General features: G+C 33.8%; 25 protein-coding genes and 1 other RNA gene. 9 read left to right on the forward strand and 17 right to left on the reverse strand.

What is annotated here, in order from left to right:
- Positions 1-113 precede the first annotated feature (113 nt).
- Entirely contained in the window at positions 114-2,864 is a 2,751-nt protein-coding gene (locus FLACHUCJ7_RS19075) for a gluzincin family metallopeptidase (protein WP_180910080.1), read from the forward strand.
- Positions 2,865-3,051: 187 nt separating this feature from the next.
- Positions 3,052-5,463: an alpha-ketoacid dehydrogenase subunit alpha/beta gene (locus FLACHUCJ7_RS19080; RefSeq protein ID WP_180910057.1), complete on the forward strand. Its 2,412-nt coding sequence runs from the start codon at positions 3,052-3,054 to the stop codon at positions 5,461-5,463.
- A gap of 287 nt (positions 5,464-5,750) precedes the next feature.
- Here the strand turns inward: FLACHUCJ7_RS19080 and kdsB are convergent, their stop codons facing one another.
- The 5 genes from kdsB to FLACHUCJ7_RS19105 all read right to left on the reverse strand — a co-directional run bounded on the left by kdsB (position 5,751) and on the right by FLACHUCJ7_RS19105 (position 9,599).
- Positions 5,751-6,485: a 3-deoxy-manno-octulosonate cytidylyltransferase gene (gene kdsB / locus FLACHUCJ7_RS19085; protein ID WP_180910058.1), complete on the reverse strand. Its 735-nt coding sequence runs from the start codon at positions 6,483-6,485 to the stop codon at positions 5,751-5,753.
- A 94-nt stretch (positions 6,486-6,579) separates the two neighbouring features.
- The gene (ygiD, locus tag FLACHUCJ7_RS19090; protein WP_180910059.1) at positions 6,580-7,410 is read right to left on the reverse strand and encodes a 4,5-DOPA-extradiol-dioxygenase; all 831 of its coding nucleotides are present in this window, start codon (positions 7,408-7,410) and stop codon (positions 6,580-6,582) included.
- Positions 7,411-7,441: 31 nt separating this feature from the next.
- Positions 7,442-7,798 (reverse strand): helix-turn-helix domain-containing protein, encoded by a 357-nt coding sequence (locus FLACHUCJ7_RS19095; RefSeq protein WP_180910060.1) that lies wholly within the window; start codon positions 7,796-7,798, stop codon positions 7,442-7,444.
- 2 nt (positions 7,799-7,800) lie between these two features.
- Positions 7,801-8,130 (reverse strand): type II toxin-antitoxin system HigB family toxin, encoded by a 330-nt coding sequence (locus FLACHUCJ7_RS19100; protein ID WP_078228763.1) that lies wholly within the window; start codon positions 8,128-8,130, stop codon positions 7,801-7,803.
- A gap of 59 nt (positions 8,131-8,189) precedes the next feature.
- Positions 8,190-9,599, reverse strand: a complete 1,410-nt coding sequence (locus FLACHUCJ7_RS19105; protein ID WP_078228765.1) for an ATP-dependent DNA helicase — start codon at positions 9,597-9,599, stop codon at positions 8,190-8,192.
- Between the two features lie 389 nt (positions 9,600-9,988).
- Between FLACHUCJ7_RS19105 and FLACHUCJ7_RS19110 the strand changes: the two genes are divergently transcribed.
- Positions 9,989-10,810, forward strand: coding sequence for a DUF3822 family protein (locus FLACHUCJ7_RS19110; protein ID WP_078228869.1), 822 nt, complete (start codon positions 9,989-9,991; stop codon positions 10,808-10,810).
- Entirely contained in the window at positions 10,807-11,412 is a 606-nt protein-coding gene (locus tag FLACHUCJ7_RS19115) for an RsmD family RNA methyltransferase (protein WP_180910061.1), read from the forward strand. Before FLACHUCJ7_RS19110 ends, FLACHUCJ7_RS19115 begins: the two co-directional genes overlap by 4 nt.
- A gap of 76 nt (positions 11,413-11,488) precedes the next feature.
- Here FLACHUCJ7_RS19115 and FLACHUCJ7_RS19120 read toward each other — a convergent pair whose 3' ends face one another.
- Positions 11,489-12,148: a hypothetical protein gene (locus FLACHUCJ7_RS19120; RefSeq protein ID WP_180910062.1), complete on the reverse strand. Its 660-nt coding sequence runs from the start codon at positions 12,146-12,148 to the stop codon at positions 11,489-11,491.
- 172 nt (positions 12,149-12,320) lie between these two features.
- Here FLACHUCJ7_RS19120 and FLACHUCJ7_RS19125 point away from each other — a divergent pair, with 172 nt between their 5' ends.
- Complete coding sequence (locus FLACHUCJ7_RS19125) at positions 12,321-12,515, forward strand: hypothetical protein (protein WP_008467912.1); 195 nt, start codon at positions 12,321-12,323, stop codon at positions 12,513-12,515.
- 108 nt (positions 12,516-12,623) lie between these two features.
- On the opposite strand, the gene FLACHUCJ7_RS19130 is transcribed toward FLACHUCJ7_RS19125, so the two are convergent.
- Positions 12,624-13,883 carry a cation:dicarboxylate symporter family transporter gene (locus FLACHUCJ7_RS19130; RefSeq protein WP_180910063.1) on the reverse strand — a complete coding sequence of 420 codons (1,260 nt, stop codon included), beginning with the start codon at positions 13,881-13,883 and terminating at the stop codon, positions 12,624-12,626.
- A 29-nt stretch (positions 13,884-13,912) separates the two neighbouring features.
- An RNA gene (gene rnpB / locus FLACHUCJ7_RS19135) (RNase P RNA component class A) lies at positions 13,913-14,242 on the reverse strand.
- Between the two features lie 120 nt (positions 14,243-14,362).
- Between rnpB and FLACHUCJ7_RS19140 the strand changes: the two genes are divergently transcribed.
- Positions 14,363-14,656 (forward strand): SH3 domain-containing protein, encoded by a 294-nt coding sequence (locus tag FLACHUCJ7_RS19140; RefSeq protein ID WP_031453205.1) that lies wholly within the window; start codon positions 14,363-14,365, stop codon positions 14,654-14,656.
- Positions 14,657-14,916: 260 nt separating this feature from the next.
- Here FLACHUCJ7_RS19140 and FLACHUCJ7_RS19145 read toward each other — a convergent pair whose 3' ends face one another.
- The 3 genes from FLACHUCJ7_RS19145 to FLACHUCJ7_RS19155 form a co-directional block, all read right to left on the reverse strand.
- A complete protein-coding gene (locus FLACHUCJ7_RS19145; RefSeq protein WP_180910064.1) occupies positions 14,917-15,366 on the reverse strand; it encodes a nuclear transport factor 2 family protein in 450 nt (149 codons plus the stop codon).
- A gap of 8 nt (positions 15,367-15,374) precedes the next feature.
- Positions 15,375-15,857: a hypothetical protein gene (locus FLACHUCJ7_RS19150; RefSeq protein WP_180910065.1), complete on the reverse strand. Its 483-nt coding sequence runs from the start codon at positions 15,855-15,857 to the stop codon at positions 15,375-15,377.
- Positions 15,858-15,918: 61 nt separating this feature from the next.
- Complete coding sequence (locus tag FLACHUCJ7_RS19155; protein ID WP_180910066.1) at positions 15,919-16,713, reverse strand: peptidase; 795 nt, start codon at positions 16,711-16,713, stop codon at positions 15,919-15,921.
- A 256-nt stretch (positions 16,714-16,969) separates the two neighbouring features.
- Between FLACHUCJ7_RS19155 and dnaX the strand changes: the two genes are divergently transcribed.
- Complete coding sequence (gene dnaX, locus FLACHUCJ7_RS19160) at positions 16,970-18,055, forward strand: DNA polymerase III subunit gamma/tau (RefSeq protein ID WP_180910067.1); 1,086 nt, start codon at positions 16,970-16,972, stop codon at positions 18,053-18,055.
- Positions 18,056-18,390: 335 nt separating this feature from the next.
- Positions 18,391-18,735 carry a DNA polymerase III gene (locus FLACHUCJ7_RS19165; RefSeq protein ID WP_078228781.1) on the forward strand — a complete coding sequence of 115 codons (345 nt, stop codon included), beginning with the start codon at positions 18,391-18,393 and terminating at the stop codon, positions 18,733-18,735.
- 36 nt (positions 18,736-18,771) lie between these two features.
- Here FLACHUCJ7_RS19165 and FLACHUCJ7_RS19170 read toward each other — a convergent pair whose 3' ends face one another.
- The 6 genes from FLACHUCJ7_RS19170 to FLACHUCJ7_RS19195 all read right to left on the reverse strand — a co-directional run bounded on the left by FLACHUCJ7_RS19170 (position 18,772) and on the right by FLACHUCJ7_RS19195 (position 24,138).
- On the reverse strand, positions 18,772-19,350 hold the full coding sequence (locus tag FLACHUCJ7_RS19170) for an NAD(P)H-dependent oxidoreductase (protein ID WP_180910068.1): 579 nt from the start codon (positions 19,348-19,350) through the stop codon (positions 18,772-18,774).
- 54 nt (positions 19,351-19,404) lie between these two features.
- Positions 19,405-19,965: a Crp/Fnr family transcriptional regulator gene (locus FLACHUCJ7_RS19175; protein WP_180910069.1), complete on the reverse strand. Its 561-nt coding sequence runs from the start codon at positions 19,963-19,965 to the stop codon at positions 19,405-19,407.
- 10 nt (positions 19,966-19,975) lie between these two features.
- Positions 19,976-20,557 carry a TMEM175 family protein gene (locus FLACHUCJ7_RS19180; RefSeq protein WP_180910070.1) on the reverse strand — a complete coding sequence of 194 codons (582 nt, stop codon included), beginning with the start codon at positions 20,555-20,557 and terminating at the stop codon, positions 19,976-19,978.
- 81 nt (positions 20,558-20,638) lie between these two features.
- Positions 20,639-21,529: a Ppx/GppA phosphatase family protein gene (locus tag FLACHUCJ7_RS19185; RefSeq protein ID WP_031453195.1), complete on the reverse strand. Its 891-nt coding sequence runs from the start codon at positions 21,527-21,529 to the stop codon at positions 20,639-20,641.
- 27 nt (positions 21,530-21,556) lie between these two features.
- The gene (gene ppk1 / locus FLACHUCJ7_RS19190) at positions 21,557-23,647 is read right to left on the reverse strand and encodes a polyphosphate kinase 1 (RefSeq protein WP_180910071.1); all 2,091 of its coding nucleotides are present in this window, start codon (positions 23,645-23,647) and stop codon (positions 21,557-21,559) included.
- Positions 23,648-23,652: 5 nt separating this feature from the next.
- On the reverse strand, positions 23,653-24,138 hold the full coding sequence (locus FLACHUCJ7_RS19195) for a SixA phosphatase family protein (protein WP_078228787.1): 486 nt from the start codon (positions 24,136-24,138) through the stop codon (positions 23,653-23,655).
- Positions 24,139-24,721: 583 nt separating this feature from the next.
- On the opposite strand from FLACHUCJ7_RS19195, the gene FLACHUCJ7_RS19200 reads away from it, so the two are divergent.
- Positions 24,722-26,742, forward strand: a 2,021-nt coding sequence (locus tag FLACHUCJ7_RS19200; RefSeq protein WP_317170930.1) for an Ig-like domain-containing protein, incomplete at its 3' end; no start/stop codon positions are given.

A 26,742-nucleotide genomic window follows, 5' to 3' on the forward strand; every position in this document is an offset into this window, starting at 1 on the left:
CTTAAGTTATATATCTAAATTTTAAGCCAGCATTGAAACCATTTTTTAAAATCATTCTTTTCGTTATTGTTTTGATGTCTTCATTAAAACAATTCGCGCAGCATCAGTCTAAGATGGAGGTGGCGGTGAATCCTGAACTTAAAACACTGCACGTAAAACAGGATATTACTTATTATAATACTTCAGGCGATTCTTTGGATTTTATTGTTTTAAATGACTGGAATAATGCTTTCTCTGATAAAAATACGCCTCTGGCATTACGTTTTTCTGATGAATTTTATAAAGGCTTTCATTTGGCTAAACCAGAAGAACGCGGAAACACAACCCTACTTGAACTCACAGATGCCCAATTTATGGCTTTAGAATGGCAAAGAACCAGTGAAAATCCGGATTTTATTATAATCAAACTGAAAAACAAATTACCTCCTAACAGTAAAATTGATTTACATCTTACTTATATTTCTAAAATTCCAAGCGATAAATTTACTCGTTACGGCTATACCCAAAACGGCGGAATGAATCTAAGAAACTGGTTTTTGAGCCCTGCCCGTTTTGAAAATCATAATTTTATAAAATATCATAACTATAACCTTGATGATATTGCAAACGCTGCAACTGATTACGAATTAGCAATTAAAGTTCCAAATCAGTACACTATTAACACAGATCTGGATTCTGTTTCAAAGGATTCGTCTTCCCCTACGTTCAGCACTTATCTTTTTTCAGGAAACAGCAGAACCGATTTTAATTTATTTATTGAAAAACAAAATACTTTTAATAGTTTTAGCAATGGTGAACTTGAAGTTCTTTCAAATTTAAAAAACAAAAGACTGAACGAGATACAAAAAGCAGTAATCATCAACAGGATAATCAGTTTTGCCAATAATTTTATTGGAAAATATCCACATAAAAAAATCACAGTCTCACAGGCAGATTATGACCGAAATCCTTTTTACGGGTTAAATCAACTACCCTCCTTTATAAGTCCTTTTTCGGATGAATTTATATTTGAAATTACTTTTTTAAAAACCTTTTTAAACAATTATCTTCAGTACAGTCTTCTTCTGGATCCGCGAAAAGACAACTGGATTTATGACGGAATCCAGATTTATACAATGATGAAATTCATGGAAGAAAACCACATGGATCAAAAGATGCTGGGCAGGCTATCTGAAATGAAACTCTTTAAAAGCTACAATATTACCAATCTAACTTTTAATGAGCAATACAGTTACTACTACATGCTGATGGCTCGAAAAAACCTGGATCAGCCATTGGGAGATCCAAAAAATACACTCATTAAATTCAATGAGCAGATTGCCAGTAAGTACCGTTCCGGTTTAAGCCTCAGTTATCTCGATAATTATTTAAATCATAATATAGTGCCCGAAAGTGTTAAGGAGTTCTATAATCTAAACAAAACACAACAGGCAAACCGATATGATTTTGAAAAAATACTGACCAAAAACAGCTCAAAAAAAATTGACTGGTTTTTTGAAACTATCATCGGTTCACGTGAAATTATCGACTATAAATTTACCGATGTTTCCAGAACCCAGGACAGTATCCGGTTTTCTGTAAAAAACAAAACAGACGTTTTTGTCCCGATTCCGGTTTACGGCCTCAAAAAAAACAAAATAGTATTTAAACAATGGATTGAGCCAAAAAACAATGACTCCATTTATATTTTCGAAAGAAAAAATGCAGATAAAATTGTTTTGAATTACGACAATGAAGTTCCGGAATACAATCAGCGGGACAACTGGAAATCATTGAAAAGTATAGTGCTTACAAATCGTCCAATCAAATTTAATTTTGCCAAAGATTTAGAAGACCCATACTACAATCAGATATTATATGTCCCAACGGTTGGTTATAACTATTATGACGGATTTGCGCCCGGAATCCGTTTTCATAACAAAACTATATTAGACAAGCCGTTTACATTTGACATCAATCCTGCTTATTCACTCAAGACCGGAACCCTCTCAGGATCATCCGCTTTTTCATTAAATCATTATTATCGTGACAGTAAACTTTACAATATCAGGTATTCTATAAGTCAAAATTATTTTCATTATGCTCCGGATGCGACCTATTTCAGGCTGAATCCTATGGTACAGTTTAGAATTCGGGAAGAAGATTTCAGAGACAACAGAAAACAATTTATTATCGCCAGACAGGTAATTGTAAATCGGCAGGCGAGCGCCTATGTTACAGACAATTCAAGTCCTAATTATTCCGTCTTTAATCTTCGGTACATGAATACTAAAACCGAATTGATTAATCATTTAAACTTTATGACAGATGCACAGTTTTCAGGAGATTTTGGAAAACTGGGCGGAGAAATTGAATACAGAAGGCTTTTTGAAAACAACCGTAAATTAAATTTGAGGTTATATGTCGGAAGCTTTTTATACAACACTACAAATTCAGATTATTTCAGTTTTGGTCTGGATCGTCCAACGGATTATTTATTCGATTATAATTTTTACGGAAGATCTGAAAGTACTGGCTTTTTCAGTCAGCAATATATAATTGCCGAAGGCGGGTTTAAATCTATGATTGAACCCAGATACGCAAATCAATGGATGACAACGCTAAATGCAAGTTATTCTATATGGAACTGGATAGAAGCCTATGGCGATGTGGGTTTCATGAAAAGCAAACACCAAAACGAACATTTTGTGTATGATAGCGGTATCCGTTTGAATCTCGTACCAGACTATTTTGAAATTTATTTTCCGGTCTATTCTAATAATGGCTGGGAAATTTCACAAAATAATTACAACGAAAAAATAAGATTTGTCATCACATTATCTCCTAAAACATTAATTAATCTTTTTACCCGAAAATGGTTTTAATTAATATTTTTTAAACAAAAACATGAATTATTATCAAACTTCGATAGTTTTAGGCAATAATAAATCAAAAAAAATACGTATTTTTCTGAATTTAAGTATAAATAATTAAATTATATTTATTTTAATGAATTATGATTATTGGTAGATTTTGAGTAATTTCGCTACCTAAACATGACCATTCCAGATTATGATTACAGAAAAAAGCAATACTACATTAACCTTCGAGGATTTTAAAACTGAAGTATTAAATGACTATAAAATTGCAGTTACCAGTCGGGAATGCAGTCTTTTAGGGCGTAAAGAAGTATTGACAGGAAAAGCCAAATTTGGAATATTTGGTGACGGTAAAGAGGTGCCGCAGCTTGCTATGGCAAAAGCTTTTAAAAACGGTGATTTTCGTTCAGGATACTACCGCGATCAGACTTTTATGATGGCCATTGGTGAATTTACTCCTAAACAATTTTTTGCAGGATTATATGGCCATACCGATATAGACTTTGACCCAATGTCAGCAGGAAGACAGATGGGCGGGCACTTTGTAACCCACAGTTTAAACGAAGACGGCTCCTGGAAAGACTTAACCCAACAAAAAAATTCAAGCGCAGATATATCTCCTACAGCTGCACAAATGCCAAGATTATTGGGATTAGCGCAGGCTTCAAAAATTTACAGAGAAGTTGACGGAATCAAAATCAAAGATAAATTTTCTGTAAACGGAAATGAGGTGGCATGGGGAACTATCGGAAACGCAAGTACCTCTGAAGGTTTGTTTTTTGAAACCATAAATGCTGCCGGAGTTTTACAAGTTCCGATGGTAATGAGTGTTTGGGATGACGAATACGGAATTTCTGTACACGCTAAACATCAGACAACCAAAGAAAACATCTCTGAAATCCTAAAAGGATATCAGCGAGATGAAGATTCAGAAGGATATGAAATTTTAAGGGTAAGAGGATGGGATTATGCCGAACTGGTTTCTACTTATGAAAGAGCCGGTGCCATTGCACGCGAACAGCATATTCCGGTTTTAATTCACGTGAATGAACTGACACAACCACAAGGCCACTCCACTTCGGGCTCACATGAACGCTATAAAAATGGAGAAAGGTTAGGTTGGGAAAAAAATTACGACTGTATTCGCCAGATGCGATTATGGATGATTGCCATTAATATTGCATCTCCTGAAGAGTTAGAAGAGATGGAATCTGAAATTAAGAAAGAAGTTTATGATGCTAAAAAAGAAGCTTGGAATCAATTTATTAATCCAATTATTGAAGATCAAAAAAATCTTCTGGCTTTATTAGAACAAATTTCAGCTGCCAGCATTAACCATAAAGATAAAATTCAAAAATACATTTCTGAATTAAAAGCAATCAAAGCTCCTTTAAAAAAGGAAATGCTTGTCATTGCACGAAAAATATTGCGATTCATTGAAGTTCCGGACAGTAAAGTATTATTATCAAACTGGATCACCAATTACATTGCAATTACACAGCCAAAATTCAGCAGCAATTTATATTCTGAATCCCAACAAAACGTATTTTCTGTTCAAAAGATACTTCCGGAATATCCGGAAAACGCCAAACCGGATTTAGACGGACGAATGATTATTCGTGATAATTTCGACGTCTTATTCACCAAATACCCTGAATTATTAATTTTTGGTGAAGATGTTGGAAATATTGGCGATGTAAACCAGGGCCTAGAAGGAATGCAGGAGAAATATGGTGAACTTCGTGTTGCCGATGTCGGGATTCGTGAAGCGACTATAATTGGTCAGGGAATTGGTATGGCCTTAAGGGGTTTACGACCAATTGCTGAAATTCAGTATCTGGATTATTTATTGTACGCTATTCAAATAATGAGTGATGATTTAGCAACGCTGCAATACAGAACTGTTGGAAAACAAAAAGCACCATTGATCATCAGAACCCGAGGACACCGTCTGGAAGGTATCTGGCACTCCGGCTCTCCAATGGGAATGATTATAAACGCTATTCGCGGCATCCACGTTTTGGTTCCTAGAAACATGACTCAGGCTGCAGGTTTTTATAACACTCTTTTAGAATGTGACGAACCAGCTCTGGTTATTGAATGCCTGAATGGTTATCGCTTAAAAGAAAAAACACCTTTGAATTTTGGTGAATTCAAAACGCCAATCGGGGTTATTGAAACTCTAAAAGAAGGTTCAGATATTACGCTTGTTTCCTATGGATCAACATTAAGATTAGTAGAACAAGCTGCCAGAGAGTTACTAGAATTAGAAATTGACTGTGAAGTTATTGATATCCAATCATTAATACCTTTTGACGTGAACAAGGATATTGTAAAAAGTATCGCCAAAACAAATCGTCTTTTAGTAATTGACGAAGACGTTCCGGGTGGAGCTTCAGCCTTTATTTTACAGCAAATCCTGGAAGACCAGGATGCTTACAAATATCTTGACAGCAAACCGCAGACTCTTGCTGCAAAAGCACACAGACCTGCGTATGGAACTGATGGTGACTATTTTTCGAAACCTTCTGCCGAAGATATTTTTGAAAAGGTTTATGAGATGATGAATGAAGTTAATCCTTCTAAATTTCCAAACTTATACTAAGATTTAGAATATTTCAGATATAGAAAAAGCTCCAAAATTTTGGAGCTTTTTTTGTTTTTACGCAAGTTTGTCATTTCGACGAAGGAGAAATCTCCGTTAGCAGCTCGATAAAGATTGAGGATTTAGATTGTAGAGTTACTTGCAGAGATTGCTTCGCCAGTTCGCTATCGCTCCTGTCCTTGTCCCTAAAAATGGCAATATTGTGGATAATCATTAATCAAAACCAGGTTTAATCCGCGCTTTCGCGAAAGCGAATCAATTTCATCAGTCTACTTTTACGACTAAAATTATTTAGCCTCCAAAATCCCCCTCGCCTTTTCCAAATCCTCAGCCGTATCAATCCCAATTCCAACATGGGTGGTCTCAACCATTTTAATTTTTTTTCCGAATTCTAAATAACGTAGCTGTTCCAGTTTTTCAGAAGCTTCCAATGACTTCATTGGCAGGCTGTAGAAATCCAATAAAGCCTGTTTTCTAAATGCATAAATTCCGATGTGCTGAAAATAACGCACGCCAGCATCCTTATCTCTCGGATATGGAATTACAGAACGTGAAAAATACAAGGCAAACTGCGACTGATCTACCACTACTTTTACATTGTTCGGATTGTTAATTTCGTCCTCATCAGTGATTTCACGCATTAACGAAGCCAGATCAATCTTTTTCTCTTCATCATTTTTAAATACCGACAAAACCTGTTGTAAAGGACCTACTTCTGTAAAAGGTTCATCTCCCTGAACATTCACCACGATATCAACATCAAGATTCGCAACAGCTTCTGCAATCCTGTCACTGCCAGACTCGTGCTCTTTGATGCTCATAATAGCTTTTCCGCCATTCGAAACAATTTCATCAAATATCAAATCAGAATCGGTTACGACAAATACATCGTCAAATAATTTTGTAGCAACAGAAGCTTCGTACGTTCTTAAAATTACCGTTTTACCACCAAGGTCCTGCATTAATTTTGCAGGGAAACGTGTTGATGCATATCGTGCCGGAATTACAGCTATTATTTTCATTTTATATCTTTTATTTTTTTTATTAGTGAGCCTTTGTGAAATCTTTGTGCGACTTTGTGTAATAACTCTTTCACAGAGATTCACAAAGTTTTTTTTACATGATTTTTACGGAAGTCATACTCAACGAACCGGCTAATAACTTATCATTAAACAAATCCAGTTCATCTGTTTTGTCCTTTAAGCCTAGCGTATAAAGCAACGGAAGATAATGTTCCGGAGTTGGAATCGCCAGCTGAACTGCTTTATCCATTTTTTCGTAATCTATTAATGGCTGGAAATTGCCATCCAACAGATAATTGTTCACCGTTTCTCTAGCTTCAATCGCCCAGTCGAAACCATAATTGTCTTTATCAAAATTCCTGAAATCAACCAATCGTAAATTATGAACTATATTACCGCTTCCGATAATCAAAATACCTTTGTAACGGAGCGACTGCAGTTTCTGAGCCAGTTCAAAATGATATTGCCCTGATTTGGTATAATCAATACTCAACTGAATTACCGGAACATCAGCATTTGGATACAAATGTTTAATTACGCTCCAAGCCCCATGATCTAAACCCCAGTGTTCGTCTAAATCGACCAAAACCGGATCCAATATTTTTTGGGTTTCCAAAGCCAGTTCCGGGCTTCCTTTTGCAGGATACTGCACATCAAAAAGCGCTTGTGGAAAACCTCCAAAATCATGAATTGTTCTTGGCATCTGCATCGAAGTCACTTTTGTACCGTTGGTAAACCAATGTGCAGATACACACAATATTGCATTGGGCTGTGGCAATGTTTTAGCCAGATTACGAAAACCGGCCACAAACTGATTCTCTTCAATAGCATTCATCGGGCTTCCATGCCCCAAAAACAAAACCGGCATTTTATCTGTATTCGAAAACGTTGACGAAATCGAATGTAAATCGTTTAGTGTTGTCATTGCAAAGTAGCTTATAAAAATGAATAATCTTTTAAGTACTATGCAGAAAAACATCCGCAGGAATACTAAAATAATTTTTAAGTTTCTGTGCCATTTTTAAAGTAATTTCACGTTTACCTGATAAAATTGCAGAAACGTGTCCTTTACTTCCAATAATTGGCTCAAGATCTTTTGCCTTCATCCCTCTTTCCTGCATCTTATATTTTATAACTTCTAATGCATCTAATTCAGGCAACTGATAGTTTTTTTCATCATAATCCTTTACCAAAACAATTAACAAATCCAGTTCATCACTTTCCGGAGTATTTGGTTCTGCATGAAAAATTTCCATCAATCTCATCGATGCCTTGTTATAATCTCCTTCTGTTTTTAATACTTTCCAATTCATAATTATAAAGTTTTATCCATTAAAATTGTAGTATCAAATTCTACAGTTTCAACATTAATTTTGTCATACTCCTTATGTGTTCCAAACCAAATTACATAACAGGCCTGCTGCAAAAAATTGATAGAAACCACTAATCGAAAATCATTTCCCTTAATATTGAAAACAACTCTATTATTATTTACAATACTGGAATTTCCATAAACCTGTTTTAATTCATTGAAATTATTAAATGGAAACTTAGAAAACTCATTATACCAAATTAATAATTGTGTAGACGCAGTTGGATACTCTTTGATATAATATAAAATAGTTTTCTTTACAAGAATTTTCATAGAACAAATATATTAAAAAGTTTTCAAATTGCAAACTTTATAAGATTAAGAGTCCTGATTTATTCCTCAAAACTCTCATCTTTAAATCCTATCAAATATAGCTTATTTTTGGCACGTGTCATAGCGGTATAAAGCCATCTGATGTAGTCACGGTCTATTCCGTTTGGGAGATATGGCTGTTCGATAAAAACAGTATTCCACTGTCCTCCCTGAGATTTGTGACAGGTTATGGCGTAAGAAAATTTAACCTGCAGTCCATTAAAATATTCGTTCTCTTTTACTTTTTGGAATCTTTTGTACTTAGTTGGTTCGTCTTCATAGTCCTTCATCACTTCTTCATACAAACGATTGGATTCTTCATACGTTAAAGACGGCGATTCACTTTTTATAGTATCCAACAGTAAAACCGTTTCAAAAGGTTTCTGATCCGGATAATCGACCATTCTGATTTTGACTTTTGCAAAAGTAAATCCGTATAATTCTTTGATTCCGAAGAGTTCCAAAACTTCAATAATATCTCCATTCGCAATAAATCCGGCTTCATCGGTTTCTTTTAGCCAGAAATAATTATTCTTTACCACCATCAAAAAATCTCCCACCGAAAGTTCGCTTTCTTTAAACAATATTCTGGTTCGGATCTGTTCATTGTACTGATTTGCCCTTTTATTCGAACGTACTATAAAAGCAGTGTCTTCAATACTGTAATTGCTGTATGCAGTATTAATTGCATCCTGAATATCGTAACCGTCTGTTAATCTTACAATATCTTTGAACTTCTTGACATTAAACCTGAATTCAGTAATAAACGATTCTTTCAATAGTTCACGTAATTCGGTCGCATTAAATAAAATGCCTGAACTTTCTTCCTGACGCATGACCTCATCTAGTTCAATATGCTCAATTTCTTTATCATAATGGATTCCCAAAGTCTGAATATCCAAAGCCGGACTAATGTCTAAATTTACCGGAGGCAGCTGGGCTGTGTCTCCCAAAAGAATCATTTTGCAGTTGGTTCCGGAATACACATAATTAATCAAATCATCCAAAAGAGAGCCGCTATCCAGCGTACTGTCTGAAATCATAGATGCCTCATCGACAATAAAAATGGTGTTTTTATGCTTATTGACCTGTTTGGTAAAAGCTACTCCTCCACCCGATGATTTCTTAGGGAAATATATTTTTTTATGAATTGTAAAAGCTGGTGTATTCGAATAATTAGCAATTACTTTTGCCGCACGACCGGTTGGTGCCAACAAAACAAATTTTTTATTGATATCGCCAAGATTATTTACAATGGTCGAAATCACGGTTGTTTTACCCGTTCCGGCATATCCTTTTAGTACAAAAATGGTATCGTTTTGAGGTTCGGTTAAAAAAATGGCAATTTTCTGAAAAAAAATATCCTGTTTGTAAGTTGGTGCAAAGGGAAATCTTTTTTGCAGAACACTATAAAATAATGCTGAATTCATAAGGTAAAATTGAAATACAAAGTACGTTCTTTTAAATGGCAATGGCAAAGGTCAAAATCAATGTCAATAGCAATATCAAATTTCAATGACATCTCCAAGAAACAATTCTGAAAGCATTGATAGTTTGAAAATTATACCAATATCAAGTTTGAAATTAAATTTAATCATTGTAGATATTTAATTTTTACGGAAAAACATTAGAATTAATTTAGATTTTTGAAATTGACTTTTGACATTGAATTTTAATATTGAATTTTAATATTGCATTTTGATTTTTGACATTGACATTGATTTTTGACATTGATATTGTTATTTATTTTATTTGTAAGTTTGTGATCGAATTAAATTTTTCCCTGAAACTGCAACAGGCAAGGATCGTAAATAAAATTATGGCATTTCAAAGCACCAATATTACATCAAAACTTTATAAAAAACTTTCTATTCAGGTTTCCCTGTCTGGTTTTTCTTTTTGTTGTTTCGATACATTGAATAATACTATCACTACGTTTAATGAAGTTCAATTTAACACTTCAAAAAAGACAATTACAATAGAAGAATCTTATGCAGAAGCTTTTAAAAAATTTCCGGAACTAAAGGATTCTTATGACGAAATTATGGTCATTCATAATAACAATCTTTCGACTTTTGTCCCTTCCGCACTTTTTGATGAGGATTATATGGGGAGTTATTTACAATACACTACAAAAGTTTTTGAAACCGATTTTTTTACTTACGATAAAATTTCAAATTACGAAATGAATGCTGTATACATTCCGTATGTAAACATCAATAACTTCCTGATTGACAATGTTGGATCATTTGATTACAAACATGTAAACAGTATTTTGGTCGAAAAAATTCTTGAAGCTTCAAAGAATAATGATCACAAAAAAATGATCGTAAATTTTAATCCCGATTATTTTGAAATTATTGTAGTTCAAAATCAAAAACTACTGTTATTCAATTCTTTTGAATATCATACCCCGGAAGATTTTATTTATTATTTACTTTTTACAGCCGAGCAATTGAGTTTAAATCCGGAAGTTTTTCCACTCGAATTATTGGGTACTATTCATAAAAATGACCCATTTTATGCTATTGCTTATAAGTACATTCGAAATGTATCCTTTTTGGATGTAAGCCCTTTACAACAAAAAAACAGCTTCACAACTGCCGAGAATCAAAAACATTATATCTTATTTCAATCATGAGAATCATTTCTGGAAAATACAAAGGACGCCGCATTTTTCCGCCAAAAAACCTTCCTGTAAGACCAACGACTGACATGAGTAAAGAAGCATTATTTAATGTTTTGAATAATCATTTTAGTTTTGATAGCTTAAAGGTTTTAGATTTATTTTCAGGAACCGGCAATATCAGTTATGAATTTGCTTCACGCGGAAGCGCCCCAATTACATCTGTTGATGGCGATTTTGGGTGCGTAAAATTTATCAAACAAGTAGCATCAGAATATGATTTTGATATTGCTGCAACCAAAAGTGATGTTTATAAATTTCTGGAGAACTGCAAAACTTCCTATGATATTGTTTTTGCCGATCCGCCTTATGGATTAGATCAGACTGCTTTTGAAAAAATTGTTCTGACAGTTTTCGAAAGAGAATTACTTCATGAAGACGGAATGATGATTATTGAACATTCTAAGTATACCAAAATGGATCATTTGAGTAATTTTTCTTTTCAGAAAAGTTATGGCGGTTCCTTTTTTAGTTTCTTTGAATTGAATTCAACCGATGACGATGAAGAACTTCCGGGCAATTTATCAGCAAAAGATACAGAAGATGATGAAGGATGATTTGTATGTTTACTTAGGATAATGAAAATAAATTAGTTTCTTTATAATTACCCAAAAACTAAACATACAAAACAGACTACTTAAGTCTTTTTACTCCAAAATAATATTTAAATTCTACTCCATAAACCCCCATATTATCTGTAGGTTCTTTTCCTGGATTTAATTTATCAAAAGAGTCAGAAACGCGAATAGTATTATAACATACGTTGATTGCTAAAGAATTTGAATACCAGGTGTCAAAATTAATAACAACTCCTGCACCCAATCCAAAATTATGGGACGAAACGGATAAACTTCTTTCGGTTATTGGAGAACCTATTGTATTATTACCACTAGTTTCTCTGACATTAATTAATGAGTACATATACTTTGGAATTATTTGTATATAAGCACTGGAGGGATCTTCATAATCACCCAAAAGTATTTTAGGACCGAAACTAAAATTTACAGTAGAGAATGATCTGTCAGTAGCACTTATAACATTTCCTAAATCAATTGAATCTACGTTATCTTTATACTTACCATACATATAATTTACTTCTATTTCCGGTGATAAAAAACCGGCTACTTTATATTCTAAACCTGCTGAAAGACTTAATGCAGGAGATGATTGTAAATCTTTTTCAAACGAATACAAATGAACAAAACCTCCTATTCCAACAAAAGGACGTAATTCTTGTGCGGTACTATTTAAGGCTGTAAATAAAATAAAATAAATAAAAATGTTTCCTTTCATCTGGACTTTAAAATTAATCTCAGCAAAAGTAAGATTTAAACAACACTAATAATAAAACCTAAAACATTTTCTTAGGAATTATCCTGAAATCATATAAGCTTCTAAAACAATTGTATAACAACAATTAGCAATTCTAAGATAAATTTGTAGTAAACCTTAAAAACATATTACCATGAACCTAAAAAGATTTTTCGGAGGTTTGCTTACCATTCTTGGTATTGTAGGCCTGATTTATACAGCTGTTATATTTGCCGGTACATCTGGCGAAACAAGAGATATCAAGTCACTAATTATTTACGGCATACTTGGAATTGTATTTTTTATGTCAGGAATTAGCCTGGTACGTACAACAAAAGACGAATCGTAGTTTTTTACGAAAAACTAAAAATCAAAAATTATTTCTCGCAGATATAAACAATGTTTTATCTACTCAATAATCATAATCTGCGAGAAACAATAAATGACAGCCAATTTTTTAAAGTACTGCTTCTACAGTAGTTTCCAGATTCAGATCTGTAAAATCACGTTCGGTTTTTGAGATAATAATCGTCGCCACGGTATTTCCAATTAAATTTGTAATAGCCCTGGCTTCACTCATAAATTTATCCACTCCAAGTAAAAATGCCAGACCTTCTACCGGAATTTTATGAATTGCGGTTAAAGTCGAAGCCAAAACTATAAATCCGCTTCCGGTAACACCTGCCGCACCTTTGGAAGTAATCATCAAAATTCCGATAACGGTCAGAATCTCGAAGAAACTCAAATGCACATCGTACAACTGAGCGAGAAAAATAACCGACATCGACAAATAAATCGAAGTCCCATCTAAATTAAAAGAATACCCTGTCGGAATAACCAAACCAACTACCGATTTACTACAGCCCATACGTTCCAGCTTCATCATAATACTTGGCAGTGCAGCTTCAGATGATGACGTCCCCAAAACCAATAGGAGTTCTTCTTTAATATATTTTAAAATCGAAAGAATACTGATTTTATAATACTTAAGAATGCTTCCCAAAATCAAAAACACAAACAAAGCCATCGTCAAATAAACACAAAGCATCAATTTACCAAGCGGAATCAATGTCTCGAGGCCAAATTTACCAATTGTATACGCCATTCCGCCAAAAGCACCAATTGGAGCCAAATACATCACATATTTCAAACCTGTAAATACGACATTCGAAACCCGTTCAAGAATCAGGATTGTCTGTTCTCTTTTTTGATAAAAATTTAGTGCTATTCCACAAATAATTGCAGCCAGTAAGACCTGCAAAGTAAAATTCGAAAGAAAAAACTGCAGCCATGAAAAATTTTCTGCTGCACCTTTTGTATACTGACTTGCATCGCCAATCGCTAACCCCGATTTATCAATTTTTCCAGGCTGAAAAAAATAAGCAATCGTTACACCAATTGCCAGGGCAACTGTCGAAACCACTTCAAAATAGGCCAGAGCCTTCACGCCTATTCGCCCTACTTTCTTTAAGTTTCCCATTCCTGAAATTCCCAAAACGATTGTCAAAAATATAATCGGGCCAATAAACACCTTGATAAGATCAATAAATCCTTTACCGATTCTCTCCATTTTTATACCATTATCCGGCGAAAAATGTCCTAATAAAATACCCGTAATAATAGCGACTAAAACCCAGAAAGTGAGATTCGTAACAACTACCCGAAAAAAAGATTTCTTGTTTTTTGAAGATGAAGGTTTTGGAGTTGATATATTCATGAAAGTAAGTTAGTTGCTCACAAATATATAAAAAATGCAGACCTGTAAGCCGGATTCTGTTCTTGTTTCATCGAGACGAAACAATACCTTATCATTTATCTAGATCCCGCATTACTGCGAGACTCAAGCTACCTACCCTTCAGCAACGGACGAGAAGCCCTTAAATGCTGATATACTTGGTATTTCACCGCATAGAGTTTACCTGGTTTCACTACAGCACTACCTGTACATACTTTCTGTTGCACTTGTCCTTGCGCCATTTCTAACGCCGACGGGTGTTACCCGCTATGCTTCTCTGTGGTGTCCGGACTTTCCTCCCTCTCATCATAAGACGAGACGACGATAAGGCGGTCTGCGGCGCAAAAGTAGCGATTTATAAACTAACAATAATAATTTTAGATTTTAGATTTCCTTTTAATTCGCAATGTTTTAATTTTAAATTGGTTATCTTTAAAATCCTTAATTTAAATTCATTTATTATGGCTAAAATGTATCATTACGCAACTGTTTCAAAAGCTTTAGATCAATTGAATGAAAAAGGATTCACCTGTGATTTTAATCGAAATGCAGACATGATTAAAAAGAATCCTGAGAAATTTGAAATTGTTCATGTGTATCGATACGAAGGGGAATCAGACCCTGGCGATGAGGCAGTTGTATACGGAATTAAATCGAATTCGGGCAAAAAGGGTGTTTATGTAGCAGGCTTTTCTACACACTCAGATCAGGAAACCGCAAAATTTCTATTCGATTTGAGCATAAAAGGAAGGTGATTTTTCAGGAGCTGTCTCCTGCTGTCCACTGTATCTTTTGTGCCCAACCCCGGCACAAAAGGATGTCGTTCCCATCAGGGCTAGGGCTTTAGTTTTCAAAAGAAAATTATGGTTTTCAAAATCAAAGAAACAACAACATTTTATAACCTATGTCATTTCTTTAAACGTAATCGAAATATGTGCTTTTAAAGAAATGACATAAAAAACTAACCTTCGCAAACTTTGCGTAAATCTTATTGTCTCCTCTGCTTAAAACCTGTTTAATCATGCTGCGAAACATCATTATACTGCCAAAGCACATTTATAATTTTCCATTCGCCATTGGTTTTCACAATATGCATATAATCAATCCAGGTATCTGCAAGTAATTTTACCGATGCCGTTTTAGCCGAAACATCCAGTAACTTAATTTCCTTTCTTGGATTTTTCGGAAACTTATCTCCTTTTACATTATAAGTTTCAGCAAGTATCACCATATTTTCAGCAGAAAACTCTGAAACAAAATCTTTATTTGCTGCCTTACTTCTAAAAACCGATCTTTTAACCATTCTGGGATGCAAAGCGCTTTCCATCAATTTTGGATTAGGATTATGCTGTGCCTCAATATAAGCTAAAGCTACACGCTTAATATCTAATGTATCCTGAGCAGTTTGGGCTTGGATTTTAAAGAAACAACATACAATAGCTGGTATTAATAGATATTTTTTCATCTATATTTTTAAAATTTATTTTTTTTCAAAATCATAATTAATTCCTCCAACTGTACTGTTGGCATTTTTACCACTGACTCTATTTTCGATTCCTCAGAAGCAATAACCAAAACCGATTCGTTATCCTCTTCATATCCTGCCTGTACAGAAAAATAGTTTGGATTTGAAATTAAAGTTTCCTTTTTTCCATCTTTAAACCAGCCATAGTTGGCTTCGTAAATGATTTTATTTTCTGCTATTTGAAAATTTTCTTCACCATACGTATTCCATAAAGAAATTCGTAATGTATAAAATCCTATAAGAGAAAATATTCCTATTGCTATAAAATAACCCAGATGTAATCCACTCCCGCCGGCAATACCAGAAATTACTCCTAATACAGGAAAAACAAAAAATGAAAAAGCTAACCCAAACATTACTGCCCGAACTAAGATTGGAGATTTTTTTACTTTTAGATTGAGGATATTGTTTTTAAAATTATATTGTCGCATGTTTTATTATAACTAATTTTAGAGTCTGTTTAAAGAAAAGGAAAAGAACATCAAAATTCAATTAGCTTCCTAATTTACCGTAACGCTGTTGTTCAGAAAAATATATGATTATGGTTTTTCCATTTTTTTTGTATGGATAAAACAATTCGTAAGTTCCATCATTGGCACTATACCGTAACTCGCTACTATTTTTATCAAATATTGAATTTAAGTATTCCCTTTCTTCTTTAGTCGTTTGATATAGATATCGTCTTTTTTGCGGATGTATTGTATCTTTTAAACTACCTTCGAAAAAATCACTAAAACCCAAATAAACAGGAGAGCCTTTAATTGAATCTTTAACAATCACGGTTACACTTGGGAAATTTTTATCTGTACCAGATAAAATTTCTAGTACATCAGCTGTTTCTTTTATATAGCTCTCTGAAAAAGTATAATTTACCAGCTTATCACTATTAACCTTGTTGGTTTCGATAATCGATTCAGCAGATTTAATTAATAATTTTTCCTTTTTAGCTGAAGTTAGATAATCTCCTCCAAATAGAATTATGGCAATCAATGGAAAAATAAAAAGTAAAGTTATAAATCTTAATCTGTTTGATTTATTATTTATTAAATCTTGATTATCTCTCTCAGCAATTCTGGTCAAATTAAACATTAAATTGATTATTAATGAACCAACCATCAAAGCAAGAATACCTAAAACACTCAAATAAAAAGTTTCAGTCATATTTTCTCTAAATATTTTTAAACCAAAAACCTCAATCATTATAAAGGTAAAAACCCAATAAACCAATAAAATTATTGAAGTTATTCCGATGATGTTACTTAATTTAACTATTTGTTTTGCGTTCATAAATGATATTATATTTAATTATTTTTTCAAAACTGAATTTTGTTTGGGATTAAAAATAGTGCATTTTTTATTACAAAATTATCAATCATAATATTTTCACCCTAAATAATTAAAAGTAAAAAGTACAAATTGTAAACACAACTTTCTCTAAAAAAAGATGTTACTTTCTAATCTTGAAAACACTTAAAATCTTTCAATTTTTAAATTTTTTAATCATTAAATTATACCCTATATTTGCTATCGAATAAAACAGAATATGGAACAATTTGTAGTATCGGCTCGTAAATACCGCCCGCAGACCTTTAAGGATGTTGTGGGGCAAAAAGCCATTACAAACACTTTGCTAAATGCCATTGAAAGCAATCACTTGGCTTCGGCTCTTTTGTTCACCGGACCGCGTGGAGTTGGTAAAACGACCTGTGCCCGTATCCTGGCCAGAAAAATAAACCAGCCCGGATATGATGATCCAAACGAGGATTTTGCTTTTAACGTTTTTGAGTTAGATGCTGCTTCAAACAACTCGGTTGATGACATTCGAAGTCTTATCGATCAGGTTAGAATCCCGCCCCAGACCGGGCAATACAAAGTCTACATTATTGACGAGGTTCATATGTTGTCTTCGGCGGCTTTTAACGCCTTCCTGAAAACATTAGAAGAACCGCCAAAACATGCTATTTTTATTTTAGCAACAACAGAAAAACATAAAATCATTCCGACGATTTTATCACGTTGTCAGATTTTTGATTTCAAAAGGATTACGGTAAAAGATGCTAAAGAACATTTAGCTGATGTTGCTGCCAGTCAGGGCATCAATTTTGAAGACGATGCTTTACACATTATCGCTCAAAAAGCTGATGGTGCAATGCGTGATGCTTTATCCATTTTTGACCGTGTCGTTTCTTACTGCGGTACAAACCTGACAAGACAAGCCGTAACCGAAAACCTAAATGTTTTAGATTACGAAACCTATATCTCAATTACCGACTTACTTTTAGAGAATAAAATCCCGGAACTTTTGCTTGCTTACAACGACATACTTTCAAAAGGTTTTGACGGACATCATTTTATTGCCGGGCTTGCTTCTCACTTTAGAGATTTACTGGTGAGTAAAACACCTTCAACCATAGCTTTACTGGAAGTTGGTGAACAGGCACAACAAATGTACGGAGTTCAGTCTCAAAAATGTTCTCAGGATTTTTTACTTAAAGGAATTGACATTGCAAACGATTGTGACTTAAAATATAAATTAAGCCAAAATCAGCGTCTTTTGGTCGAATTATGTTTGATGCAATTGGCCTCTATCAACTTTGATGGAGAAAAAAAAAAGTTGAGCAATTCATAATTCCGCCCGTTTATTTTAAAAATGGAGGATATTCTATAACTGAAGTTCAAAGTCCAAAGTCCAACGTTGAAAGTAAAACTGAATCCGAAAATCCGGTTTCAAAAATTGAAAACCCGAATAATTCGACTGAAGCAGCAGGATCTCAAAAAATAGAAACAGCTGAAATTCTACCATCACAAACTCCTGTCGATGCAAAACCTGAAGTTAGTAGTGAACCTAAAGTTTCTGCTTTTTCTCTGGCAAGTATCCGCAAGAAAAAAGAGCTTGAGGCACAAAGTAAATCCTATATAAAACCTTCTTCAGTTCTGCTTACAGAAGAATTTTCTGAAACTGATATGCTTTTGCACTGGAACAAATATGCACAGCGTTTGGGTGAAAAAGGTTTCAAAATTATGGAATCGTTATTACTAATTAATGATCCAAAATTAAACGGAACAGTAATTACACTTGAATTGCCTAATGAAGGTTCTAAATTAGATTTTGAAAGCCAGATTAACGGACTTTTAGGACATTTAAAAGGACATTTACATAATCACGACATCACAATTGAAGTTATTGTAAATGAAACTGTAGAAACCAAAAGAAACTTAAACGATCAGGACCGCTACAATCGATTATTAGAAATCAACCCAAACATTGAACTTTTACGTTCAACATTTGGATTAGATTTACCTGGTTAGTCCATTTTTTATATTGTATACCTCTTTCAACAACACCTATTTATTTCTTAATCCGTAAGTGTAGACTTTTTGCAACCATTTTTCTCTTTGCTCTTCATCAGCAGTTTTTATGATCCCTATATAACTTACTTTTACCGGCTTAACACCACAAAACTGCAGTATGCATTTCTTTAACTGATTAACACTTGGTCTTGCATAAACAAATCGGTAATACCATCCGGGCTGATCTAAAGTAGTAATGATATGAGCAGTCTTTCCTTTTAAGAGCTTATCCCACCAAACTGAATTTTCCCGATATTGAAATGCCATTCCGGGTAAAAATAAGCGATCGATAAATCCTTTTGTAATTGCCGGCAGACCTCCCCACCAAACTGGATGGATCCAGACCAAATGATCTGCATTCTGAATTTTTTTCCAGGCATCTGATAAATCAGGTTCTAATTCTGTTCGTTTTTGATAGCCAAATTGCAGGTTGGGATTAAAATTTAGAGACGCAATTGTAATGGTTTCTACATTTGCACCAGAAGCAAGTACCCCTTTTTGGTACTGCTCTGCTATAGCAAAATTAAAACTGTAGGGATTTGGATGTCCGTTTATAATTAGTACTTTTTTCATGTTAGTTTTTGTTCAAAAATACTAACACCCTTATTAAATCTTCAGGACAAATGTCTATAAAATTGCCTTACGAACCCGGCTCAAATGTCTTGGTGTGATTCCTAAATAAGAAGCCAAAAATTGAAGTGGAATCAACTGCAGGTATTTTTGATGATTCTTATAAAGTTCTTCATATCGCTGTACAGCAGATAATTTCTGAAAAGAAATCATTCTTTTATTTAGATTTACAAACTCTGTTTCGGTCAATTTTCTGCCTGCTTCCTGCCAATTAGAACCCGACTCGTAGAGGGTTTCCAAAGCTTTACGATCCAGAACCTGTAATTCTGTATCGGTTAAAGCCTGAATATTTTCTTCTGCTTTTTCTTTGGTTATAAAACTGGCAAACGAAGCCATAAATTCATTTTCAAAAGCAAAACAATTTGTAATTTCATCTCCTTTATGATTAACAAAAAAAGAACGAAGAATTCCTTTTTTGATGAAAACAATTTCGTTGCAAACCTGATTCTCCGTCAATAGAAAATCACCTTTTCTGAGTGTCCTAAACGTAATGAAATGGTCTAAAAGATTTAATTCTTCTGAAGAGAAATTCCGGATTGACTGAAAAATAGCTTTCATCAAATTTTAATTATTTTTTTGATGTAAAAACTTTTTCTATTCTTTTATCCGGAACCAGCCATAATAAAGCTACCGATAAATAAGAGGCACCTGAGAACCATTCACTGTAAAAAGAACAAAGAATACCAATGAGATATAAAACAGCAGAAGTAATTCCTTTTAAATCATTGCCTATCGCCTTTGCCAGAACCGAATTTTTTCCTTCATTCACAATTATAACCCTCTGCAAAATAAAATAAGCTACTGCGGATAAAAACAAAACTGCTCCGTATAAAGTCATAGATGCCTGCGCAAATTTGTGTTCACCCATCCATCCTGTGGCCACCGGAATTAAGGAAAGCCAAAATAATAAATGCATATTTGCCCAAAGAATTTTTGCATTTACTTTAGACAAACTATGTAGCAAATAATGATGGTTATTCCAGTAAATTCCGACGTAAATAAAGCTTAGAATGTAACTCAAAAATTTTGGGATAAGCGGTTTTAAATCAGCAAACTCATGTCCATGAGGCACTTTAATCTCTAAAACCATAATGGTGATAATAATAGCTAATACCCCATCGCTAAAGGCCTCCAGTCTAGTCTTGTTCATTTATAAAATACTGTTTCTAAGAATTATGATTTTACCACAGATTCCTATTATTAAAAAATCTGTGGCGTGTTTCTTTTAAATTTAAATTTTACCGTAATACATTGCTTTTACGATTCCGTCAGAAAGTCCAATTTTTGGAACATAAATCTGGCGGGCACCACTCCACTTCATCGCATTGAGATAAATACGTGTTGCATGTATAATTACGTCGGCACGGTCAGAATTCAGACCTAATTCAGCAATTCTTTGCTCGTAAGTCAACGAATTTAAAAAGGCATATTGTGAATTGATGTATATGTATGAAAGCGGTTTTTCCTGTTGCTTTCCTGACATTTTAAATAATTTATTGATATTTCCTCCTGAACCAATAAGGGTAACTTCTTCATAATCTTTGGTATTTGCTTTGATCCATTTTTCAATCTCATCCCAAACCACATCATGGACCATATTATTCAGCAAACGAACTGTTCCTGCCTTAAATGATCTCGAATTAATCATTTTTCCATCAGAAAACAGCGTAAATTCAGTACTTCCGCCACCTACATCCACAAAAAGATAAGTTTGGTCAGTTCTAAGCAAATGATGCAAATCTGTCGAAGCAATAATGGCCGCTTCTTTTTTTCCATCTATAATTTCAATTTTTATATCGGCTTTTTTCTTAATCAACTCTACAACTTCCTTAGCATTATAAGCCTCTCGCATTGCTGAAGTTGCAAAAGCCATATATCTTTCTACTTTATGAACTTTCATTAAAAGGTTAAATGCTTTCATGGCATCAACCATTCTGTCTATATTTTCTGCCGAAATTTCACCAACCGTAAAGGCATCCTGCCCTAGACGTATCGGCACACGAACAAGTGAACTTTTATTAAACTGAGGCTCTTTGCCTTCTTGTTCTACAACATTCGATATCAGAAGCCTCATGGCATTCGAACCGATATCTATTGCTGCATATTTTTTTATTTTAATCATGCTCACTTATGATTTGAAATTTAAATTTTATGTCGTTAAGTTTGTTTTTTGAACAGCTTCTTCAGCTATTTCTATTTTATTTTGGTAATACTTATATGTTTCGAGTTGTGCCCTAAAAGGAGCATGATGATTTCGGGCCTTATACTTATTGTCTAATTTATAAGAATGATATCTCACTTTTACATTCCCTTTCCAAGCAATATTAAAATTATCTATCAGCTCTTTTTTAATAGACAAATCATAAATTGGACACGTAACTTCTACCCGTCCATCGAGATTTCTTGTCATAAAATCGGCAGATGATATGTATACTTCGTTTAATCCGGCATTTCCAAAAATATAAACCCTTGTATGTTCGAGGTAATTATCAACGATGCTGATTGCCTCAATATTCTCGCTCATTCCGGGAATTCCGGGGATCAAAGAACAAATTCCTCTTACCTGAAGCTGAATTTTTACTCCTGCATTGCTTGCTTCATATAATTTATCGATCATTTTAAAATCAGACAAACTATTCATTTTCAACTTTATATGTGTTTTTCTACCTGCCAAAGCATGCAAGATCTCACGGTCTATAAGCTTAATAAACTTGCTTCGTGTATAATGAGGTGAAACAATTAAATGTTTGTAACGATGAACTCTGTAATTGATGTCAAAAAATTCGAATATTTTCGAAATATCCTTCAAAATTCCCTGATTACAGGTAAAAAGAGTTACATCTGTATAAATTTTAGCGGTAGCTTCATTAAAATTACCTGTAGAAATAAAGCCGTAACGACGTGTTTTTTCGTCTTCAACTCTTTCGATTACACAAATTTTACTGTGTACTTTTAAGCCTTTAATTCCAAAAATAAGCTCAATACCTTCTGTTTGCATTTGTTCTGCATATGAGATATTGCTGGCTTCATCAAAACGTGCCTGAAGTTCGATTTGAACGGTCACTTTTTTACCATTCTTGGCTGCATTTATCAAGGAACTGATAATTTGAGAATTTTTTGCCAAACGATATAAAGTGATTTTTATGCTGGTAACTTTTGGATCTAGTGCTGCTTCCCGCAAAAACTTTGTCAGGTAAGAAAATGACTGATATGGAGCGTGTAACATATAGTCTTTCTTACTGATTTTCTCCAGAATACTTCCTCCTAAACTTAAACCCGGTATGGGTAATGGTTCATTTGGTTTATAAAGTAAATCGTATCTTCCTAAATTAGGAAAATTCATATAATCACGACGATTGTGATATCTTCCACCCGGAATTATACTATCTGTTTCTACGATTTTCATTTTATCCAAAAAGAAACGTAAAGTATCTTCTTCAATTTGACTGTCGTAAATAAAACGAACCGGCTCACCAATTCGCCTGTCTTTAACAGAAGTTGCAATTTTCTCAAGCATACTCTTACTCAAATCACTGTCTATGTCTAACTGAGCATCACGTGTGATTTTGATCATGTGTGCCGAAACACTTTTATAATCGAATATATTAAAAATATTTTTGAGGTTATGTCGAATAACATCATCAATTAAAATGACATAATGCTTCTCATCATCTGAAGGCAATACAACGAACCTATTAATTGTCTTTGGTATTTCGATTACGGCATAACGAATTTCGTCATTTTTATTCATTTCTAATCGAACTGCCAAATATCCTAAAGTATCTTTAAGAACAGGGAATTCGGCTAAATCATTCAAAATAATCGTTACTAATTCAGGGCTTAATTTTTGAACAAAAAAGTCTTTCAAATAATTTTCCTGCTCTTTTGTAATTTCATCCTCGGTAATGATAAAAATATTTTCAGCCTCCAGTTCCGCTTCGATATTACTTAGAATACGTAAACTTTCAGATTGCTGCTGAATTACGATTTCAGTAATATCTTTAATTAACTGATGAGCAGAAATACCTCCTAAATATTTTTCGCCGGAAATACCTGAAAGGCTCAATCTGCGGATTGCAGCATATCGAACTCTGAAAAACTCATCTAAATTGTTTGAAAAAATTCCAACAAAACGCAGTCTGTCTAAAAGAGGAACTGTATTATCTCCTGCTTCCTGAAGTACTCTTGCATTAAATGCTAACCAGCTTTTTTCTCTGTCGATATATTTCTGTTCGTGCACGTTATTTATTTTAAATCTTTGGGGAAAATTGTTTTATGGGTTATGCCTTTATTTATCGAATCCCAGCTTTCTGAATCGAATTGTAATGATACAAAACCAGAAGTTGGAACATTATCTATAAAAACATCTCCAAATTTATTAACAAAATTTGTAATAGCCTCGTTATGTCCAAAAAGAATAACGCTTTCTAAACTATTATCACATGATTTAATAACTTTTTCAAGATGTCTGTCGTCAAAAGTGTACAATTCGTCTCTGAATAAAATACTTTCTATTGGATAAGATAAGTTCTGTGCAAAAATTATTGCTGTTTCTGAAGCTCTTGCTGCAGTACTGCTCCAGATAATATAAGTTTTGGGGAGATATTTTGAAATAGCTCCTGAAACGCTATGGGCATCTAAAATCCCTCGTTTCATTAATGGTCTGTCAAAATCCTTTAAAGGAGCATCCCAACTTGATTTTGCATGACGTATTAAGATTAAATTTTTCATAAATAAGGATATTTTTAAATGTAGATACCAATAGAATTATTCAATTCCTAATTTACAAAAGAAATTTCAATAGGCTACGTTTTTTTTATTCTGTTAACATTTTGGATGAAATTTTATAAGGACATCAAACAGAATGATTTTTTTAGTTCAAAAAAAAGTGTTGTTCATCTGTTAAAATTATCCCTTTATCGATTTTATGAAAGCACAAGGATTAAACATATAAAATATTTACTGTCAATTATTTAAAATAAAATTACAGTTAAAAAAAGGAATAAAAAAATACAAAAAACCATTTTATTCTTGTTATAATTCTTTTAAAAAAGACAATTTACGTGAGTTATTTAACAAAAAAAACGCACTTAAACGTTTTTTCAGGTTAGTTACAGATAAAAAAAACATAATTAAACCAATCCATATAATTTTGATTCATATATTTTCTGTTAAAAATTTGAGATAATCACAATACTACATTATTCCAAATCTATAAATCTAAAATGTTTTTTAATAGAATATCCCCAAAAATTCAATTTAAAAAGCAAGAAGTCAAAAACATTTTAATCCTAACTTAATAAAATTAGAGATTATGAAAATCATTACTTATTTTTTTAAAAACATTAATATTAAAGGCGTTTTGATAGCGTTACTTTTAATGTTTATTACAAATGGCTATTCTCAAAATACGTATGATGGAGATTACTGCCCAGGCCCTAGTACAGTTGGTGATGAATATACAACTGGCACTGTTTATAGCACACTATTATTAGTTAGTCCTTCTTCAACGTGTCAAATTGGAACGATTCACGCTAAAGTTGACACTCAAAATCAAGTATTAAGATTAGGTATGGACATTGGTAATGGTGGTTCAGCACTTTTTAGATTGTACTTAGATACCAATAATAATTCTTTAACCGGATTAATATCAGACTCATTTGGAGGAACCATTAGTGTAGCTGGTGCTGAATATATCTTAGAGATTAATTCTAACGGAAATGGTTTTACTTTATATACAGGAAATGGAAATGTTAAAACTCAAACTAACGTTATTCCTCCAGGCCTTGCGGCGCAGTCTGGTAACGCAAATTGTAATTCTGGTGCTACATTTTTAGAGTTTAATATTCCTTTTGGAAGTTTAGGAATTAATATTTGTGATCCAAATAACCCTGGTATAATCAATATTACAAAATTAGCATCTGTTAGCGGGAACTCACCTAATTCAAGTCAATGTATTAATACCCCGCTTACTTTTGGAATTCCACTAAAAGGAACAGTTGGACCAAACGCGACTATTTGTTCAGGGGCTAGCAGCGCTTTAACAATAACCGGTCTCAATGCTAATTCTACTGTAAGTAAGTGGCAATCATCTGTTGCTCCATTTTCAGTTTGGGTAGATATTCCTAATACTGCAGGTTTAACAGCTTATAATACAGGTAATTTAACAGAAACTACATTATTCAGAGCAATATTTTCTAATTCAGGGTTATGCTCTGGAAATGCTATTGCTACAAGTGAAGCAACCATAACGGTAAATGCTCCTATTGGTTGTTCCATTGCTGGTACTTATGGTCCTGTATGTTTGTCTTCTTCTAATGTTTATACGGCTCCAGCCAATATGACTACTTATGCGTGGTCTTTGCCTTCAGCAACTGCAAATGGTGCTACAATTACATCTGCTTCAAATGCACAAAACGTAACTGTTTTAGCTGGTTCTACTTGTAGTACAACGTTTAAATTATTATTAACTACTACTTTAAATGGATGCAGTTCTACTTGTGAAAAAATAGTTACTGTTAACGACACAACGGCACCAACATGGACAACTACTACAAATGCCTTAAATGTAACTTTACAGTGTAGTGATCTTTCTGGTTTGGCAAATGCTCAGGCAGCAACTCCAGTCGCAACCGATAATTGTGGAGGAACCATAACGTATACCAAAACAAGCGGAAGCTTTGTAGCAGGTTCCTGTATCAACTCCGGAACTTACACCAATACCTGGGAAGCAAAAGATGTTTGCAACAACTTATCAACTACTTTTACTCAGGTAATTACAATTCAGGATACAACTGCACCGACATGGACAACAGCTGCAGCTTCTCTAGATGTAACTTTACAATGTAGCGATCTTTCCGGTTTAGCAACTGCTCAGGCAGCAGCGCCAATAGCTACTGATAATTGTGGAGGAACTGTAACGTATACCAAAACAAGCGGAAGCTTTGTAGCAGGTTCTTGTATCAACTCCGGAACTTATAAAAATACCTGGGAAGCCAAAGATGTTTGTAACAATTCATCAACCATATTTACACAAACCATCACTATTCAAGATACTACTGCACCAATGTGGACAACAGCTGCTAATGATTTAAATGTAACTCTGGAATGCAGTGACCTTTCCGGTTTGGCAACTGCTCAGGCAGCAGCGCCAATAGCTACTGATAATTGTGGAGGAACTGTAACGTATACCAAAACAAGCGGAAGCTTTGTAGCAGGTTCTTGTATCAACTCCAGAACTTATACAAATACCTGGGAAGCCAAAGATGTTTGTTTGAATACCTCAACAATATTTACACAGACCATCACTATTCAGGATACAACTGCCCCAATGTG

The organism is Flavobacterium salmonis (genome assembly GCF_903819435.1).
Taxonomy (GTDB): Bacteria; Bacteroidota; Bacteroidia; order Flavobacteriales; family Flavobacteriaceae; genus Flavobacterium; species Flavobacterium chungangense.

Coding starts and splice junctions, on each gene's coding strand:
- FLACHUCJ7_RS19075 (WP_180910080.1), top strand. CDS start 114: ATGGAGGTGGCGGTGAATCCTGAACTTAAAACACTGCACGTAAAACAG.
- FLACHUCJ7_RS19080 (WP_180910057.1), top strand. CDS start 3,052: ATGATTACAGAAAAAAGCAATACTACATTAACCTTCGAGGATTTTAAA.
- kdsB (WP_180910058.1), bottom strand. CDS start 6,485: ATGAAAATAATAGCTGTAATTCCGGCACGATATGCATCAACACGTTTC.
- ygiD (WP_180910059.1), bottom strand. CDS start 7,410: ATGACAACACTAAACGATTTACATTCGATTTCGTCAACGTTTTCGAAT.
- FLACHUCJ7_RS19095 (WP_180910060.1), bottom strand. CDS start 7,798: ATGAATTGGAAAGTATTAAAAACAGAAGGAGATTATAACAAGGCATCG.
- FLACHUCJ7_RS19100 (WP_078228763.1), bottom strand. CDS start 8,130: ATGAAAATTCTTGTAAAGAAAACTATTTTATATTATATCAAAGAGTAT.
- FLACHUCJ7_RS19105 (WP_078228765.1), bottom strand. CDS start 9,599: ATGAATTCAGCATTATTTTATAGTGTTCTGCAAAAAAGATTTCCCTTT.
- FLACHUCJ7_RS19110 (WP_078228869.1), top strand. CDS start 9,989: ATGGCATTTCAAAGCACCAATATTACATCAAAACTTTATAAAAAACTT.
- FLACHUCJ7_RS19115 (WP_180910061.1), top strand. CDS start 10,807: ATGAGAATCATTTCTGGAAAATACAAAGGACGCCGCATTTTTCCGCCA.
- FLACHUCJ7_RS19120 (WP_180910062.1), bottom strand. CDS start 12,148: ATGAAAGGAAACATTTTTATTTATTTTATTTTATTTACAGCCTTAAAT.
- FLACHUCJ7_RS19125 (WP_008467912.1), top strand. CDS start 12,321: ATGAACCTAAAAAGATTTTTCGGAGGTTTGCTTACCATTCTTGGTATT.
- FLACHUCJ7_RS19130 (WP_180910063.1), bottom strand. CDS start 13,883: ATGAATATATCAACTCCAAAACCTTCATCTTCAAAAAACAAGAAATCT.
- FLACHUCJ7_RS19140 (WP_031453205.1), top strand. CDS start 14,363: ATGGCTAAAATGTATCATTACGCAACTGTTTCAAAAGCTTTAGATCAA.
- FLACHUCJ7_RS19145 (WP_180910064.1), bottom strand. CDS start 15,366: ATGAAAAAATATCTATTAATACCAGCTATTGTATGTTGTTTCTTTAAA.
- FLACHUCJ7_RS19150 (WP_180910065.1), bottom strand. CDS start 15,857: ATGCGACAATATAATTTTAAAAACAATATCCTCAATCTAAAAGTAAAA.
- FLACHUCJ7_RS19155 (WP_180910066.1), bottom strand. CDS start 16,713: ATGAACGCAAAACAAATAGTTAAATTAAGTAACATCATCGGAATAACT.
- dnaX (WP_180910067.1), top strand. CDS start 16,970: ATGGAACAATTTGTAGTATCGGCTCGTAAATACCGCCCGCAGACCTTT.
- FLACHUCJ7_RS19165 (WP_078228781.1), top strand. CDS start 18,391: ATGCTTTTGCACTGGAACAAATATGCACAGCGTTTGGGTGAAAAAGGT.
- FLACHUCJ7_RS19170 (WP_180910068.1), bottom strand. CDS start 19,350: ATGAAAAAAGTACTAATTATAAACGGACATCCAAATCCCTACAGTTTT.
- FLACHUCJ7_RS19175 (WP_180910069.1), bottom strand. CDS start 19,965: ATGAAAGCTATTTTTCAGTCAATCCGGAATTTCTCTTCAGAAGAATTA.
- FLACHUCJ7_RS19180 (WP_180910070.1), bottom strand. CDS start 20,557: ATGAACAAGACTAGACTGGAGGCCTTTAGCGATGGGGTATTAGCTATT.
- FLACHUCJ7_RS19185 (WP_031453195.1), bottom strand. CDS start 21,529: ATGATTAAAATAAAAAAATATGCAGCAATAGATATCGGTTCGAATGCC.
- FLACHUCJ7_RS19195 (WP_078228787.1), bottom strand. CDS start 24,138: ATGAAAAATTTAATCTTAATACGTCATGCAAAATCAAGTTGGGATGCT.